Raw genomic sequence first — 17,635 nt, forward strand, 5'->3', positions numbered from 1 at the left:
AAAAGTGTATTTTTGCACTTTCTTTAAACACACAAACCGAACATAATGATTCATTTCTTTGGAAACGTAAATAGCAAGGTATTTGCTGTTCAAACAACAAAAGAATTATCAACCGAAACCATCTCGAAATTAACATGGCTTTTTGGCAACCAGCCTAAAATTGAGCAAGCATCTTTGGATGCTTTTTTTGTTGGCCCTCGTGCTGCAATGATTACACCTTGGAGTACCAATGCGGTTGAAATCACCCAAAACATGGGTGTTTCTGATATAATTCGAATAGAAGAATTTAAAGTTGTTGCTGAAAATTTTAAGGATTTTGACCCGATGATTTCGGAGAAATTTAAGGGCTTGAACCAAAGCTCTTTTACGATTGACATTACACCAGAATCTATTCTTGATATTGAGGATATAGCAGCGTATAACGTGCAGGAAGGTTTATCGTTAAGCGATGAAGAAGTGGCGTATTTGGAAGGTGTTGCTAAGAAAATTGGGCGTCCGTTAACTGATAGTGAAGTGTTTGGATTCTCTCAGGTGAATTCTGAGCATTGTCGCCATAAAATATTTAATGGTACGTTTGTAATTGATGGTGAAGAGAAATCAACATCGTTATTCAAATTAATTAAAGAAACATCAAAACAAAACCCGAACGATATTGTTTCGGCATATAAAGATAATGTGGCTTTTATTAAAGGGCCAAAAGTAGAACAGTTTGCACCAAAGCGCGCCGATGTTCCTGATTATTACACTACTGAAGATTTTGATTCTGTAATTTCTTTGAAAGCAGAAACACACAACTTCCCTACTACTGTTGAGCCTTTTAACGGTGCTGCAACGGGCTCTGGTGGCGAAATTAGAGATAGACTTGCTGGTGGAAAAGGCTCTTTACCTTTAGCAGGAACTGCTGTTTATATAACATCCTATTCTCGTTTGGAAGAAAATAGACCTTGGGAAAAAGGTGTTAAAGAACGTGATTGGTTATACCAAACACCAATGGATATTTTAATAAAAGCATCGAACGGTGCATCAGACTTTGGTAACAAATTTGGGCAACCATTAATCTGTGGTTCGGTATTAACTTTTGAGCATGAAGAAGATGCTAGAAAATTAGGGTTTGACAAAGTGATTATGCAAGCCGGTGGTATTGGCTACGGCAAAGCAAATCAAGCTTTAAAAGACACCCCAAAAACGGGTGATAAAATAGTAATTCTTGGTGGTGAAAATTACCGTATTGGTATGGGTGGTGCAGCGGTATCATCGGCTGATACTGGTGAATTTGCCTCTGGAATTGAATTAAACGCAGTACAACGTTCTAACCCAGAAATGCAAAAACGTGCTGCCAATGCAGTACGCGGTATGGTAGAAAGTGATGAAAACTTTATCGTTTCTATTCACGATCATGGTGCCGGAGGCCATTTAAATTGTTTATCTGAACTCGTTGAAGATACGGGCGGAAAAATTGATTTAGATGCTTTACCTGTTGGCGATCCTACCCTATCTGATAAAGAAATAATAGGTAACGAATCTCAGGAACGTATGGGATTGGTTATTAGCGAAAAACACTTAGAAACACTTAATAAAATTGCAGACCGTGAGCGTTCGCCAATGTATACCGTTGGTGATGTTACTGGTGATGATCGTTTTACGTTTCAGTCTAAAACTAAAGGTAACAAACCTATGGATTTAGCTATGGAAGACATGTTTGGAAGTTCGCCAAAAACGGTGATGACAGACCAAACGATTCAGCGTAATTATGCTGATGTTGCTTATAATTCTGATAATTTCCATGACTATTTAGACCAGGTGTTACAACTAGAAGCCGTGGCTTGTAAAGACTGGTTAACTAACAAAGTAGACCGTTGTGTTGGTGGTAAAGTAGCCAAACAACAATGTGTTGGCGCGTTACAAATACCTCTAAACAATGTTGGCGTTATGGCTTTAGATTATAAAGGAAAAGAAGGTATTGCTACGTCTATTGGGCACTCGCCTATTTCTGGATTGATTAATCCTGTAGCTGGGAGTAGAAATTCTATTACCGAGGCCTTGACTAATATCATTTGGGCGCCTTTAAAAGATGGTTTACAATCGGTATCGTTATCTGCAAACTGGATGTGGCCTTGTAAAAATGAAGGGGAAGATGCTAGATTATATGAGGCTGTTGAAGCTATTTCAGAATTCTCGATTGACTTAGGTATTAATGTGCCTACTGGAAAGGATTCGCTTTCCATGAAACAAAAATATCCTAATGAGGATGTGATTTCTCCTGGAACCGTTATTATTTCTGCAGCAGCCAATTGTAACGCTATTTCTAAAGTAGTTGAACCTGTTTTTAAGAAAAATGGTGGCGGTATTTATTACATAAATATCTCTCAAGATGATTTTAAGTTAGGTGGAAGCTCTTTTGCGCAAGTACTGAATAAAATTGGAAACGATGCACCTAACGTAAAAGATGCTGGGTATGTTAAAACCGTTTTTAATACCATTCAAGAATTAATACAGAATGAGCAAATTATTGCCGGACACGATGTGGCTTCTGGTGGTTTAATTACTACGTTATTAGAACTTTGTTTTGCTGACACGAATTTAGGTGCCGCATTAGATCTTTCTGCATTAAATGAAAGTGATTCTGTTAAACTATTATTTTCTGAAAATTCTGGTATTGTAATTCAGGCGAAAGACAGTTCAATTGAAAACATCTTAACTGATGCTAATATTGAGTTTTTCAACATAGGAAACGTTACTGAAAGCGATACGTTAAGCATCATTAACAATACTGATGTATTTACTTTAACCGTTTCAAGATTGCGTGATGTTTGGTACAAAACATCGTTTTTATTAGACCAAAAACAAACAGCGAATGGTTTAGCACAAGACCGTTTTGATAATTATAAAAATCAACCTTTACAATATACTTTCCCAAAACATTTTACGGGTAAATTACCTGTAACTGGAAGTTATAGACCAAAGGCTGCCATACTTCGTGAAAAAGGTTCAAACTCTGAACGTGAAATGGCAAATGCTATGTACTTAGCTGGTTTTGATGTAAAAGATGTACACATGACCGATTTAATTTCTGGTCGTGAAACCTTAGAAGATATTCAGTTTTTAGGAGCAGTTGGTGGTTTCTCAAACTCTGATGTTTTAGGTTCCGCAAAAGGTTGGGCTGGTGCTATAAAATATAATGATAAAGCAAAAGCTGTTATTGACAACTTCTTTGCTAGAGAAGATACATTATCTGTAGGGATTTGTAATGGGTGTCAACTTTGGATGGAATTAGACCTCATCAATCCAGACCATGAAGTTCATGGTAAAATGCATCATAATGAGTCACAAAAACACGAAAGTTCGTTTACTTCAGTAAAAATTCAAGAGAATAATTCGGTAATGCTTTCAACACTTGCAGGCACTACATTAGGAGTTTGGATTTCGCATGGTGAAGGTAAATTTAATCTACCTTATAGTGAAGACCAATATCACATTGTTGCTAAATATGGTTACGAAGGCTATCCTCATAATCCTAATGGTTCAGATTTTAATACCGCCATGATGAGTGATAAAACTGGAAGACACTTGGTAACGATGCCACATATTGAGCGTTCTACATTCCAATGGAATTGGGCAAACTACCCTGATAGTAGAAAAGATGACGTTTCGCCTTGGCTAGAAGCTTTTGTGAATGCCAGAAAATGGATTGAACAGAAATAAAGTAACCCCAAAACATATCACATGTTTTAGGGTTACTTACTAATTAATGACAAATCAATCAATCATAAAACTCGCAACGCTAAGCGAACTTTAATTTCTTATTAACGTTTTTATCTTTTTTTTGATAAGCTTTTACTACGGTACGCTTCATTAGTAACGATACTAAAAATGCTATTATAAATAAGCCTGCAAATACTTTCAAGGTTGTATCCAGAGATCCAGTAGCTGTTTTAACCATATCGTAAATGGTTGGACCAACAACGCCTGCTAATCCCCACGCAGCTAATACCATACCGTGAATAGCACCTAATTGTTTTGTGCCAAATAAGTCTCCTAAAAATGCTGGTAGGGTTGCAAAACCTCCACCATACATGGTTATTACCGTAAATAACACAATTAAGAAGGCTAATTCCATTGATATTTGTGGCAAGAAATAAAATGCTAAAATTTGAAATGCAAAGAAAATGATATAAGTATTTGCTCGCCCAAGATAATCTGATAGTGTAGACCACATGATTCTACCCAAGCCATTAAACACACCTATTAACCCAACAATTGCTGCGGCTTCCATGGGGCTATAATTTAGCTTTTCTTGCATCATAGGGCTTGCTGCAGAAATAATAGCGATACCACATGCTATATTAATAAACATCATCACCCAGATATAATAAAAACGTGGTGTCTTTAAGGCTTCATTAGCCGTAATGTTTGCCATATCTTTCTTAATGGTTTTCCCTTCTCCAGGTTTAAAACCATCTGGTAAATAACCTTCTGGTGGTCTTTCAATATATCTTGCAGAAGATAAAATAAGTACCATATAAATCAATCCTAAAATGTAAAATGCGTTTGAAACACCTACTGATTCAAACAAGGATTGCATTACAGGTCCAAAAATTAAAGCTGCAAAACCAAAGCCCATAATAGCCATTCCTGTAGCTAAACCACGTCTGTCTGGAAACCATTTTACCAAAGTACTTACTGGCGTTATATAACCTAAACCTAATCCAATACCTCCAATAACGCCATAACATAAATAGAATAACCATAAGGATTCTAATTGAACAGCTAGTCCTGAACCCAAAATACCAACGCCGTAAAATATACCAGCTGTTGTACCACTTACTTTGGGGCCAACTTTTTCCACCCATCTTCCCAAAAACGCTGCTGATAAACCCAATAGTAAAATAGCTATTTTAAAAGCCCATTTTATAACGCTTCCATCAACATCAAAAATATCTTTAACAGGATTAGTCATAACCGAATAGGCATAAACTGATCCAATTGAAATATGTATTCCCACTGCAGATGCAGCAATTAACCAACGGTTTTTTAGTTTTTGTGTACTCATAATATTCATTGTTTGAGATCGCTCTCGCTATACTCATTAATTTACTCTAACTTCTTTAAAATACTGTTGTAATATTTCAACAGCTGCATCAATCTCTTCTGGTGTATTTTCTCTTGCATCCTTTAATTTATAGTCCCAACCTAAAGCAGCCCATTTATGAACACCTAATTTGTGATAAGGTTGAATTTCAATTTTCTCAATGGTTTTGTAATCTTTAAAATACTCTCCCATTTGATGTAATAATTCTGGTTTATTCGTTATTTCTGGGATGAGCACATAACGCAACCACATAGGTTTCCCTGAAGTCTCTCTATACTTTGCAAAATTGAAAGTGGTGTCTTTGTTTTTCTGCCCAGTAATATATTGATAGCCTTTTTCAGTCATGTGTTTTACATCAAGCATCACCAAATCAGTATACTCATCCAATAACTCTTCAGAAAAATGATTGAGTAAGCGACCATTGGTATCAAGATTTGTATGAATACCTTCTTCTTTTAATCTTTTAAAAAGCGGCACCAATTCTTTTGATTGTAATAAAGGCTCTCCTCCAGAAACGGTTACACCTCCTTTTTTTCCAAAATAAGGTTTCTCCTTTATGGCCATTTGTACTAATTCTTCAATCTGATATTCCTTACCGCCATGGGTATCTATAGTATCTGGATTGTGGCAATACAAGCATTTTAATTTACAGCCTTGTAAAAAAATCACCATTCGTACTCCTGGACCATCATGTGTGCCAAAGGATTCTATAGAATGAACTCGTAATATGTTGTATTTGTGCTGGATAACTTTAGGTTTTAAAATTAGCATCTGAAAAAAGAAGCTTATATACTTCATTTTTTCAGATGCTTACAAAATATATAGAGTTTAGATAGATTCGTGGAATGATCTAGTAATCACTTCCATTTGCTGTTCTCTAGTTAATCTCACAAAGTTTACTGCGTATCCTGAAACTCTAATGGTTAACTGTGGGTATTCTTCTGGGTGATCCATAGCGTCAAGTAATGTTTCTTTGTCCAAGACATTCACATTAACATGTTGGGCATTTTTAGAAAAATAGCCATCCAAGATACATGCAAGATTTTCAATTCTTTCTTCTTCATTGGTTCCTAATGATTTAGGAACTATAGAGAAGGTATTTGAAATCCCATCTTGTGAATCTTTATAATCTATTTTAGCAACAGAGTTTAAAGAAGCAATAGCACCATGAGAATCTCTACCATGCATTGGGTTTGCGCCTGGTGCAAAAGGTATGCCTTTAGATCTTCCATCTGGTGTAGCGCCAGTTTTCTTACCGTAAACCACATTTGAGGTAATGGTTAATACAGACATCGTTGGTTCTGCGTTTTTATATACAGATAACTTTTTCAATTCATCATTAAAATCAGCAACAGCTTTTGCTGCTAAAACATCAACTCTGTCATCATCATTACCATAACATGGGAACTCCCCTTCAATTTTAAAATCGACCGTTAAACCTTCCTCATTTCTAATTGGTTTTACCTTAGCATATTTAATAGCTGAAAGTGAATCTGCTACAATTGATAATCCTGCAATACCATAAGCAATATTAATTTCTGGATTAGTATCAATTAAAGCCATTTGTGCTTTTTCGTAATAGTACTTATCGTGCATGTAGTGGATAATATTCATAGAATCATTATATACTCTTGCAACCTCTTTCATGGCAATTTTGAAGTTTGCCATGACTTTATCAAAATCTAAAACCTCACAATTACATGGTTCAATACCTTCCACCATTTGCGTACCAGTAATCTCGCATCGTCCTCCGTTTATAGCTAACAATAAGGTTTTTGCTAAGTTGGTACGTGCGCCAAAGAATTGAATTGACTTTCCCAGAGCTTGGTAAGACACACAACACGCAATACCGTAATCATCAGAACCTCGATTGGTTCTCATCATTTCATCATTTTCAAATTGGATTGAAGAAGTATCGATTGCCACTTTTGCACAAAAATCCTTGAAGTTTTGAGGCAACTCTTTAGACCAAAGAATTGTCATATTTGGTTCTGGCGAAGGCCCTAAGTTGTATAATGTATTTAAGAAACGGAAAGAGGTTTTTGTCACCTTAGTTCTTCCATCATCAAACATACCGCCAATAGCTTCTGTAACCCATGTTGGATCGCCAGCAAAAATCTCATCGTAAGCACTCATTCTTAAATGACGTACCATACGCAATTTCATCACAAATTGGTCGATAAATTCTTGAGCTTCTTCTTCAGTAATTAAACCTTCTTGTAAATCATTCTCAATATAAATATCAAGGAAAGTAGAAACATTACCAAGTGACATCGCTGCACCATCTTGCTCTTTTACAGCTGCCAAATACCCCATGTAAGTCCATTGTACAGCTTCTCTAGCATTTTCAGCAGGACGAGTTAGATCTAAATCATATTTAGAACCTAAAACAATCATGTCTTTTAATGCTTTAATTTGATCTGAAACTTCCTCACGCAAACGAATTACAGCATCCGTCATTGGTCCTGTAATATTTGCTAAATCTTTTTTCTTAGCTTCAATTAAAGCGTTAATACCATATAGTGCTACACGACGGTAATCTCCAATAACTCTACCACGAGCATAGTTATCTGGTAAACCTGTTAAAAACCCTAAAGAACGGAATTTTTTAATTTCAGCATTGTAAGCAGAAAACACACCATCATTATGAGTTTTTACATATTTAGAAAATAATTCGGTTAAATTATCATTAGGTTTTACGCCTTGTTCTGCTAAAGCCTTTTGCACCACTTTAAAACCTCCAAAAGGCTTCATGGTACGTTTCAACAATTCGTCGGTTTGTAAACCAACAATCACTTCATTTGCTTCATCAATATATCCTGCGTTAAATGCGCTTACGGTAGAAATAGTGTTCGTATCCAAAGATCTAACACCGTTATTTTGACGCTCTTCTTTAGTTGCTGCCTTACAGATATCCCATAAGCGCTCTGTTCTTAAACTTGGGCCTACTAAAAACCCATCTGTTCCATAATAAGGTGTAACGTTATTATACACAAAATCTCTTACATCAATTTTTTCAATCCAAATTCCAGGTTTAAATGCTTTTACTTCCATCTCTATATATTTTATATTTTGTAAAATTTTAGTCAGTACTTGACTATCCAAAAGTAAAAACAGAATAGATGATAAATTATGACAATTGTCAGTAAACCACTGAAAATGAATATTTTTTCAACTTGGAATTAAATTATGCATAAACTAAAACATATGGTTCTAACGAAACCTTTTTTTTAAATTATTTTAATTTTTTGAGTTAAAAAAATGCTAATCTTATAATATAATAAATGTTATTTTTTTATTTTAATAAAACTTTTATTTAAAAAAGTAAAGTGTATTTTACGCTCTAAAGATTAATGCCATTTGAAAATCTTATTTATTTTCATACTTTGCATTGATATAATCTATATTAACTATGACAGAGATTACTAGACTTTTTGACTTCCCATATTATCAGCTAGAAAACCATCCATTGGAAGCTTCGCTTAACACAAAAGTTAATGGTGTTTGGATAAAAACATCTACTGAAAAATATTTATACAAAGCAAATGCAATAAGTAGAGCGTTACTAAAATTAGGTGTTAAAAAGAATGATAAAATTGCTGTTATCTCTTCTAATAATAGAACGGAATGGAATATTGTAGATATAGGCATCTTGCAAGTTGGTGCACAAAGTATACCTATTTACCCAACTATTAGTTCTGAAGATTATGAATATGTTTTAAACCATAGTGAAGCTATTTATTGTTTTGTTAGTTGCTCTGAGGTACTAGAGAAAATCAACAAGGTTAAAAAGAAAACAAATCTTAAAGAAGTTTACTCATTTGATGAAATTAATGGATGTAAAAACTACGCTGAATTATTAAAATTAGGAGCAGATGATTCAAACCAAACAGAGGTTGAAACTATTAAATCTAATGTAAAAGCTGAAGAGTTAGCAACAATAATTTACACTTCTGGAACCACAGGTAAACCCAAAGGCGTAATGTTGTCTCACAACAATATAGTTTCAAATGTATTATCTGCTTCAAATAGATTCCCATTAAACGAAGAACATAGAGCATTGAGTTTTTTGCCCATATGTCATATTTTTGAGCGTGTTTTTACGTATTTATACCAATATAGAAGTATTGAAACCTATTATGCAGAAGCTATCGATAAAATAGGAGACAATGCAAAAGAAATCAAACCTCACACCATGACGGTTGTACCCAGACTTATTGAAAAAGTATACGATAAGATTATGGATAAAGGCACAGATTTAGATGGTTTAAAAAAGAAACTCTTCTTTTGGGCTGTAGAATTAGGCTCGCATTTTAAACCCTATAAACAAAACGGGTTCTTATATGAGCTAAAGCTATCCATAGCGCGCAAGCTTATATTTAGTAAGTGGCAAGATGCGTTAGGAGGTGAAATTGTATTTATGGCTTCAGGGAGCGCAGCACTTCAATCTAGGTTAGGAAGAATTTTTGGTGCGGCTGGTATGCCTATTATGGAATGTTATGGGTTAACAGAAACCTCACCGGGTATTTCTGCTAGCGATAGAAGAAATGGAGGTTGGAAAATTGGATATGTTGGTAGAGTTATAGATGATGTTGAAGTTAAAATTGCTGAAGATGGAGAAATACTTTGTAAAGGGCCTAATGTTATGATGGGCTACTATAAAGATATTGAAAAAACTACTGGTGTTATGACCGGAGAATATTTTCATACTGGTGACAAAGGTGAAATTGACGAAGATGGTTTTTTAAAAATTACTGGGCGTAAAAAAGAGATGTTTAAAACCTCTGGTGGTAAATACATTATCCCAACACTTCTTGAAAACCAATTAAAACAATCTCGTTTTATAGAACAAATAATAGTTATAGGAGAAGGTGAAAAAATGCCTGCTGCTTTAATTCAACCTAATTTTGAATTTGTTCAAGAATGGATTGAACGGAAAAACCTTTCTGTCTTAAATACCTTTGAAGACATTGCAAACTCAGAAATTGTTCGAAAACGAATTCAAAAAGAAGTTGACAAATGCAACAAAAAGTTTGGCAAATGGGAACAAATTAAAAAGTTTGAAATTACCCCTGAGGAGTGGTCTATTGATGCCGGCCATCTTACACCTACAATGAAAATGAAAAGAGATGTGATTAAAAGCATGTATACCACCTTAATTGAAAGAATATATCGTCCATCTTAGATAACTTATTCTATTAATAAGATTTCCATATTAATACTTCAACTCAATGACATTTAAGCAGTTAATCATTTTTTAGTATATTTAGACATAACCAATTAAAACTAATAAAATGAAAACTAAAAATTTCTTAGTATCAGGTATTGTCGGAGGTATTGTTGATTTCCTTTTAGGATGGCTCTTTTACGGTATCATTTTTAAAGATGTTTTTCCTCAACCAGAAGAAAGTAGTAGTACAATGTTATTTATCTTTCTTGGGTGCTTAACTTTTGGTCTATTTGTAGCTTATATTTACACAAAATGGGCACAAATAACCACTGCTTCAACTGGAGCAAAAGCTGGTGCGATTATAGGACTATTTATTGGCTTGTTTTACAACTTTTTTAATATGGCTATGATTCCAGGAGCAGAATTGCAACTGGCTGCGCTAGATGTTGGCATATCGGTTATCATGACTTCAATTATTGGTGCTGTTATTGGTGCTTTAAATGGTAAATTAGGCGAATAAGTAAATTATTTTACTTTATTTAAAAGCAGTAAATATAATTTAACAAAAAAATACTATGCATGCATAGTATTTTTTTGTTATATTTGGAATCCAATCAACAAACATGAAAGACAAAACCATTGATTATGTACTAAGAACCACTTGGTTATCGGTTCAGAAAATGTACAATGAAGAAGCTTCTAAATTTGGAAGTACCATGGCAACAGGCTTCACACTATTAAGTATAGATCCAGAAAAAGGAACGCCTTCAACAGCCTTGGGACCAAAAATGGGAATGGAAGCAACAAGTTTATCAAGAATCTTAAAAACTATGGAAGAAAAAGGTTTAATAACAAGAAAACCAAATCCAAAAGACGGAAGAGGGGTCATTATTTGTTTAACCGATTTTGGCATAGAAAAACGAGATTACTCAAGAGAAAAAGTTTTAATGTTCAATGAAGCAATAAGAAATAACGTTTCAGAAGAACAACTAAAAAACTTTTATGAAGTTGCAGAAGTTATTAACGACATGGTTTGCAATAAAAAAATATACAATCAATCTGATAGTTAAAAAAATGAGCAAAAGACGAATTAAGAAAATAGCTATTATTGGTTCTGGAATTATGGGAAGTGGCATTGCTTGCCATTTTGCTAATATTGGTGTAGATGTCTTGCTTTTAGATATCGTTCCAAGGGAACTCAATGAAAAAGAAAAAGCTAAAGGTTTAACCTTAGAAGACAAAGTGGTTAAAAACCGATTAGTAAATGATGCTCTAAAAGCTTCATTAAAATCTAAACCCTCCCCTATTTATCATCAAAAATTTGCCAATAGAATTACTACTGGTAACTTAGAAGACGATATTGTTAAAGTTGCCAATGTAGATTGGATTATGGAAGTTGTAGTAGAACGTCTAGATATTAAACAACAAGTCTTTGAAAAACTCGAAAAACACAGAACTCCAGGAACACTTATAACGAGCAATACATCGGGGATTCCTATAAAATTTATGAGTGAAGGGCGTTCAGAAGATTTCCAAAAGCACTTCTGTGGCACACATTTTTTTAATCCTGCTAGATATCTTAAGCTATTCGAAATTATTCCCGGTCCAAAAACAGACCAGTCTATTTTAGATTTTTTAAACGGATATGGGGAACAATTTCTTGGAAAGACATCAGTAATTGCCAAAGACACACCGGCTTTTATTGGCAACAGAATAGGAATCTTTAGTATCATGAGTTTGTTCCATGCTGTTAAAGAGATGGATTTAACGGTTGAAGAAGTAGATAAACTTACCGGCCCTGTTATAGGCAGACCCAAATCGGCTACTTTTAGAACTGTAGATGTTGTTGGCTTAGATACGTTGGTACATGTTGCAAATGGTATCGCCGATAACTGTAAAGATGATGAACGTTTAGAGTTATTTAAGCTTCCAGGTTTCATAAGTACCATGGTTGAAAATAAATGGCTAGGTAGCAAAACAGGTCAAGGATTTTATAAAAAACAAGTCACAGATGGTAAAAAAGAGATTTTAGCATTAGACCTAAACACACTAGAATATAGGTCTTCTAAAAAAGCTAAATTTGCCACTTTAGAGCTTACTAAAACTGTCGATAATGTCATAGACCGCTTTGAGATACTTATCAATGGTAAAGACAAAGCAGGAGAATTTTACAGAAAAACGTTCGCGGCTTTATTTGCTTACGTATCGCATAGAATTCCAGAAATCTCTGATGAGTTATACAAAATAGATGATGCTATGAAAGCTGGTTTTGGATGGGGTCATGGTCCTTTTCAAATCTGGGATGCTATTGGTATAAAAAAAGGTTTAGAATTAATTAAAGCTGAAGGTTTACAAGCTGCAGATTGGGTTAATGATATGTTGTCTTCTAATAATGAATCATTCTACACCATAAAGGATGGTGCAACTTATTTTTACAATATTTCTTCAAAATCACAACAAAAAGTTCCAGGTCAAGATGCTTTCATCATACTAGATAATATTAGAAAGTCCAACGAGGTCTTTAAAAACTCTGGAGTAGTTATTGAGGATTTAGGAGATGGTATTTTAAACTGTGAATTTCAATCTAAAATGAACACTATTGGAGGTGATGTTCTAGCAGGTTTAAATAAAGCCGTAGATCTAGCTGAAAAAGATTTCGAAGGTTTGGTTATTGGTAATCAAGGGGCAAATTTCTCTGTAGGAGCTAATATAGGTATGATTTTCATGATGGCTGTAGAGCAAGAGTATCAGGAATTAAATGGCGCTATAAAATACTTTCAAGATACTATGATGCGTATGCGTTATTCGTCTATACCAACAATTTCTGCACCTCACGGCATGTCATTAGGTGGTGCATGTGAGTTGTCCATGCATGCCGATAAAGTTGTAGCTGCTGCCGAAACCTATATGGGATTAGTTGAATTTGGTGTTGGCGTTATTCCAGGAGGTGCAGGTTCAAAAGAAATGGCACTTCGTGCTTCTGATATGTTTAAAAAAGGAGATGTGGAATTGAATGTATTACAAGAATATTTCTTAACCATAGGAATGGCAAAAGTATCAACATCTGCTTATGAAGCTTTTGATTTAGGAGTTCTTCAAAAAGGAAAAGATATTGTTGTTGTTAATAAAGACCGACAAATAGCTACAGCAAAAGCACATGCAAAATTATTGGCTGAATCAGGTTATACGCAACCTGTTAAACGAAAGGATGTAAAAGTTCTTGGTAAACAGGCACTTGGTATGTTCTTGGTAGGAACCGATGCTATGGAAGCTAGTAATTATATTAGTGAACACGACCATAAAATTGCAAATAAATTGGCTTATGTTATGGCTGGAGGAGATTTATCAGAACCAACTCTAGTCAGCGAGCAATACTTATTAGACTTAGAACGTGAAGCCTTTTTAAGCTTGTGTACAGAGCGTAAAACCTTAGAACGTATTCAGCATATGTTGAAAACTGGTAAACCTTTAAGAAACTAAAAAAAATGAAACAAGCATATATAGTTAAAGCATATAGAACAGCTGTTGGAAAAGCACCAAAAGGTGTTTTTAGATTTAAAAGAGCTGATGAGTTGGGTGCAGAAACCATTCAATACATGATGAAAGAATTACCAAATCTTGATGTCTCAAGAATTGATGATGTTATTGTTGGTAATGCTATGCCTGAAGGCTCCCAGGGGTTAAATATGGCCCGATTTATTTCTTTAATAGGGCTGAATAGTGTAGATGTTCCAGGTGTAACCGTAAACCGTTTTTGTTCTTCTGGAATTGAAACTATAGGTATAGCCACTGCAAAAATTCAAGCTGGAATGGCAGATTGTATTATTGCTGGAGGCGCTGAAAGTATGAGTTCTGTGCCTATGACGGGTTTTAAACCCGAATTAAATTATGACACCGTAAAAGCTGGCCATGAAGAGTATTATTGGGGTATGGGAAATACTGCTGAGGCGGTAGCAAATCAATTTAAAGTCTCTCGTAAAGATCAGGATGAATTTGCATACAACTCACACATGAAAGCCTTAAAAGCTCAAGCTGAAAATCGTTTCCAAGATCAAATTGTTCCTATTGATGTAGAGCAAATTTATATTGACTCTAATGGAAAAAAAGCTACTAAAAAATATACCGTTACTAAAGATGAAGGGCCTCGTGCTGGAACCAGTATTGAAGTACTTTCTAAATTAAGAGCTGTTTTTGCTCAAGGCGGAAGTGTTACTGCTGGTAATTCTTCTCAAATGAGTGATGGTGCAGCTTTTGTAATGGTAATGAGTGAAGATATGGTTAAAGAGCTAAATCTAGAACCTGTTGCAAGATTAGTAAGTTATGCTGCTGCGGGTGTTGAGCCAAGAATCATGGGTATTGGTCCGGTGAAAGCCATTCCAAAAGCACTAAAACAAGCAGGACTAAACCAAAACGACTTAAACTTAATAGAACTTAATGAGGCTTTCGCTTCACAATCCTTAGCAGTAATTCGGGAACTCGGATTAAATCCAGATATCGTGAATGTAAATGGTGGTGCTATAGCACTAGGTCATCCTTTGGGTTGTACAGGGGCAAAACTTTCAGTTCAACTATTTGATGAAATGCGTAAGCAAGATATGAAAGGTAAATATGGAGCCGTGACTATGTGTGTAGGTACTGGACAAGGTGCCTGCGGAATTTTTGAATTTTTAAATTAAAAAATAAAGTAAAGAAATGGAAAAAGACATTTTACGTGGTGGTCAATTCTTAGTCAAAGAAATCGATTGTGAAGATATTTTCACCCCTGAAGATTTCAATGAAGATCAAGAAATGATGAAAGAAGCTGTAACTGAATTTGTAGACAGAGAAGTTTGGGCTAAAAAAGCACAATTTGAAAAGAAAGATTATGCTTTAACCGAATCTTGTATGCGTCAAGCTGGAGAACTTGGTTTTTTAAGTGTATCTGTACCTGAAGAATATGGAGGCATGGGTATGGGCTTTGTCGATACTGTTTTAGTTTGCGATTATATTTCAGGAGCTACAGGGTCTTTTAGTACTGCGTTTGGTGCGCATACAGGTATAGGAACCATGCCAATTACTTTATATGGAAATGAAGAACAAAAACAAAAATATGTTCCCAAATTAGCATCTGGTGAGTGGTTTGGATCTTATTGTTTAACTGAGCCAAGTGCAGGTAGTGATGCCAATTCTGGCAAAACAAAAGCGGTTTTATCTGCTGATGGAAAGACTTATAAAATTACTGGACAAAAAATGTGGATTTCAAATGCAGGGTTCTGTAGTTTGATGATTGTTTTTGCTCGTATTGAAGATGATAAAAACATTACTGGATTTATAGTTGAATATGATCCTGAAAATCCTAATGGGATTACGATGGGTGAAGAAGAACATAAATTAGGTATTCGTGCATCATCAACAAGACAAGTGTTTTTTAATGAAACGGTAGTTCCTGTTGAAAATATGTTATCAGATAGAGGTAATGGATTCAAAATAGCTATGAATGCCTTAAATGTTGGTAGAATTAAGCTTGCTGCTGCATGTTTAGATGCTCAAAGACGTGTTATTTCTGAATCTGTTAAATATGCTAATGAGCGTATTCAATTTAAAACACCTATCTCTAGTTTTGGTGCTATTCGCCAAAAAATAGCAGAAATGGCAACCAATTGTTGGGTTGGTGAAGCTGCTACATATCGTGCTTCAAAAAATATTGAAGACCGCATAGAAATAAGAAAGAATAATGGAAAAGATACTCACCAAGAAGCGGAATTAAAAGGTGTTGAAGAATACGCTATTGAATGTTCTATTCTTAAAGTAGCTGTTTCAGAATTTATTCAAAATTGTTCTGATGAAGGTATTCAAATTTATGGAGGTATGGGCTTCTCTGAAGAGACTCCAATTGAATCTGCTTGGAGAGACGCCAGAATTGCCAGAATTTATGAGGGTACAAACGAAATCAACAGAATGCTTTCCATTGGTATGCTTATTAAAAAAGCCATGAAAGGTCATGTAGATTTATTAACACCTGCACAAGCAGTAGCAGAAGAACTTGTTGGAATTCCTTCTTTTGATGTACCAGATTTCTCTGAATTATTTTCTGAAGAAAAAAGTATTATAAAAAACCTTAAAAAATTATTTTTAATGGTTGCTGGAGCTGCATTAAAGAAGTATGGTGAAAAAATTGAAGAGCAACAACAGTTAATGTTGGCAGCATCAGATATTTTAATTCAAGTTTATCTTGCGGAATCTGCTATTCTTCGTGCTGAAAAAATGGCAAAAAAGGAAGGTGAAGATAGGGTTAAAGAACAAATTGCTATGGCAAAACTAAACTTATTTCATGCCATTGATGTTATTGAAACTGCTGGTAAACATTCAATTATTTCGTTTTCAACTGGTGATGAACAGCGTATGATGCTTATGGGATTAAAACGTTATATTAAATACGTAAACATGCCTAACATTATAGAGTTAAGACATATTATTGCTGAAAAAGTGATTAAAGAAAACAAGTATTGTTTTTAACGCTTAACCGAACATATAGAGTGACTAACTCAAATTTAAAAAACGTTTCGAAACATGTGTTCGAAGCGTTTTTTTATTTTATTATCTTTATGATATTAATTCATTCATAATGAAACTTACATTTAAAGTATTTTTTTTCCTTTTCTCTATTTTAGTTTTTTCGCAGGCAGATACAGTTCAAGAAAATAGCGCTTCCGCAAAAATTGTACAAAAGCATATAAAGCCTTTCAATAACAGAGATTTGGACTCTTTTTTAGGTGTTTTCCATGAAGATGTTCTGGTAAAACGATTTCCTAATGATACGATGTATTTAGGAAAGAATATGTTAAAAGAAAACTATAAAAAGTTCTTTGAGAATAATAAAAAATCTCACGTATCTATTTTAAATAGAATGACCCTTAAAAATTGGGTTATAGATGAAGAGTTAGGGGTGGTAAACAACTCAACAAATAGACATATAACTATTTATAATACGGGTAACGAAAAAATAAAGTCGATGACTTTTGTTAGTAATAGAAAAACAACTTCTAACCCGGAGTCAATTGTAAATAAACAGCTTTTAGCTTACAATAATCGGGAACTTGATAACTTCATAGAAACTTACTCAAACGATATAAAACTCTACTTCTTTCCGAATCAATTAATTTCAGAAGGTCATGATAGTATGCGCAAACAATATGGCACTATGTTTGAAACCATATTAGATTTAAATGCGCAAATAGTAAATAGAATGGTGCTTGGAAACAAAGTGATTGACAAAGAAAAAGTTTTGTACAATGGCAGTATTTTTTACGCCATTGCTATATATGAGGTGAATGATGGCAAAATCTCGAAAGTTACATTCATTCAATAATTTATTAGTTTGCTTTTTATTTAAATTT

At 34.5% G+C, this 17,635-nt stretch carries 11 protein-coding genes; 8 read left to right on the plus strand and 3 right to left on the minus strand.

The window, feature by feature from the left end; genetic code table 11:
• Positions 1-45 precede the first annotated feature (45 nt).
• Positions 46-3,702, plus strand: a complete 3,657-nt coding sequence (gene purL, locus Q0772_RS12680) for a phosphoribosylformylglycinamidine synthase (protein ID WP_298345365.1) — start codon at positions 46-48, stop codon at positions 3,700-3,702.
• 79 nt (positions 3,703-3,781) lie between these two features.
• Here purL and Q0772_RS12685 read toward each other — a convergent pair whose 3' ends face one another.
• From Q0772_RS12685 to pflB, 3 genes are read right to left on the minus strand one after another with little or no spacing between them, the layout of a single operon-like run.
• Positions 3,782-5,050: an OFA family MFS transporter gene (locus Q0772_RS12685; protein WP_298345368.1), complete on the minus strand. Its 1,269-nt coding sequence runs from the start codon at positions 5,048-5,050 to the stop codon at positions 3,782-3,784.
• A gap of 36 nt (positions 5,051-5,086) precedes the next feature.
• Positions 5,087-5,887, minus strand: a complete 801-nt coding sequence (gene pflA / locus Q0772_RS12690; protein ID WP_298345371.1) for a pyruvate formate-lyase-activating protein — start codon at positions 5,885-5,887, stop codon at positions 5,087-5,089.
• Between the two features lie 30 nt (positions 5,888-5,917).
• The gene (gene pflB / locus Q0772_RS12695) at positions 5,918-8,143 is read right to left on the minus strand and encodes a formate C-acetyltransferase (protein WP_298345374.1); all 2,226 of its coding nucleotides are present in this window, start codon (positions 8,141-8,143) and stop codon (positions 5,918-5,920) included.
• Positions 8,144-8,501: 358 nt separating this feature from the next.
• Between pflB and Q0772_RS12700 the strand changes: the two genes are divergently transcribed.
• From Q0772_RS12700 to Q0772_RS12730, 7 genes are all read left to right on the plus strand, one after another.
• On the plus strand, positions 8,502-10,274 hold the full coding sequence (locus tag Q0772_RS12700; RefSeq protein WP_298345377.1) for a long-chain fatty acid--CoA ligase: 1,773 nt from the start codon (positions 8,502-8,504) through the stop codon (positions 10,272-10,274).
• Between the two features lie 109 nt (positions 10,275-10,383).
• A complete protein-coding gene (locus Q0772_RS12705) occupies positions 10,384-10,779 on the plus strand; it encodes a DUF1761 domain-containing protein (protein ID WP_298345380.1) in 396 nt (131 codons plus the stop codon).
• 103 nt (positions 10,780-10,882) lie between these two features.
• Positions 10,883-11,329, plus strand: coding sequence for a MarR family transcriptional regulator (locus Q0772_RS12710; RefSeq protein WP_298345383.1), 447 nt, complete (start codon positions 10,883-10,885; stop codon positions 11,327-11,329).
• Between the two features lie 4 nt (positions 11,330-11,333).
• The gene (locus Q0772_RS12715; protein WP_298345386.1) at positions 11,334-13,739 is read left to right on the plus strand and encodes a 3-hydroxyacyl-CoA dehydrogenase/enoyl-CoA hydratase family protein; all 2,406 of its coding nucleotides are present in this window, start codon (positions 11,334-11,336) and stop codon (positions 13,737-13,739) included.
• A 5-nt stretch (positions 13,740-13,744) separates the two neighbouring features.
• Positions 13,745-14,935: an acetyl-CoA C-acyltransferase gene (locus tag Q0772_RS12720; protein WP_298345389.1), complete on the plus strand. Its 1,191-nt coding sequence runs from the start codon at positions 13,745-13,747 to the stop codon at positions 14,933-14,935.
• A 16-nt stretch (positions 14,936-14,951) separates the two neighbouring features.
• On the plus strand, positions 14,952-16,754 hold the full coding sequence (locus tag Q0772_RS12725; protein WP_298345392.1) for an acyl-CoA dehydrogenase family protein: 1,803 nt from the start codon (positions 14,952-14,954) through the stop codon (positions 16,752-16,754).
• A 109-nt stretch (positions 16,755-16,863) separates the two neighbouring features.
• Positions 16,864-17,607 (plus strand): nuclear transport factor 2 family protein, encoded by a 744-nt coding sequence (locus Q0772_RS12730; protein ID WP_298345397.1) that lies wholly within the window; start codon positions 16,864-16,866, stop codon positions 17,605-17,607.
• The last annotated feature ends 28 nt before the right edge of the window (positions 17,608-17,635 follow it).

It is taken from the genome of uncultured Algibacter sp. (assembly GCF_947490405.1).
In the GTDB taxonomy this organism is placed as follows: domain Bacteria; phylum Bacteroidota; class Bacteroidia; order Flavobacteriales; family Flavobacteriaceae; genus Algibacter_B.

What these genes read in the sequence shown, in the direction of transcription:
- pflB (WP_298345374.1), bottom strand. Translation starts at nt 8,143, where the DNA reads ATGGAAGTAAAAGCATTTAAACCTGGAATTTGGATTGAAAAAATTGAT.
- Q0772_RS12720 (WP_298345389.1), top strand. Translation starts at nt 13,745, where the DNA reads ATGAAACAAGCATATATAGTTAAAGCATATAGAACAGCTGTTGGAAAA.
- purL (WP_298345365.1), top strand. Translation starts at nt 46, where the DNA reads ATGATTCATTTCTTTGGAAACGTAAATAGCAAGGTATTTGCTGTTCAA.
- Q0772_RS12700 (WP_298345377.1), top strand. Translation starts at nt 8,502, where the DNA reads ATGACAGAGATTACTAGACTTTTTGACTTCCCATATTATCAGCTAGAA.
- Q0772_RS12725 (WP_298345392.1), top strand. Translation starts at nt 14,952, where the DNA reads ATGGAAAAAGACATTTTACGTGGTGGTCAATTCTTAGTCAAAGAAATC.
- Q0772_RS12715 (WP_298345386.1), top strand. Translation starts at nt 11,334, where the DNA reads ATGAGCAAAAGACGAATTAAGAAAATAGCTATTATTGGTTCTGGAATT.
- Q0772_RS12705 (WP_298345380.1), top strand. Translation starts at nt 10,384, where the DNA reads ATGAAAACTAAAAATTTCTTAGTATCAGGTATTGTCGGAGGTATTGTT.
- pflA (WP_298345371.1), bottom strand. Translation starts at nt 5,887, where the DNA reads ATGAAGTATATAAGCTTCTTTTTTCAGATGCTAATTTTAAAACCTAAA.
- Q0772_RS12685 (WP_298345368.1), bottom strand. Translation starts at nt 5,050, where the DNA reads ATGAGTACACAAAAACTAAAAAACCGTTGGTTAATTGCTGCATCTGCA.
- Q0772_RS12710 (WP_298345383.1), top strand. Translation starts at nt 10,883, where the DNA reads ATGAAAGACAAAACCATTGATTATGTACTAAGAACCACTTGGTTATCG.
- Q0772_RS12730 (WP_298345397.1), top strand. Translation starts at nt 16,864, where the DNA reads ATGAAACTTACATTTAAAGTATTTTTTTTCCTTTTCTCTATTTTAGTT.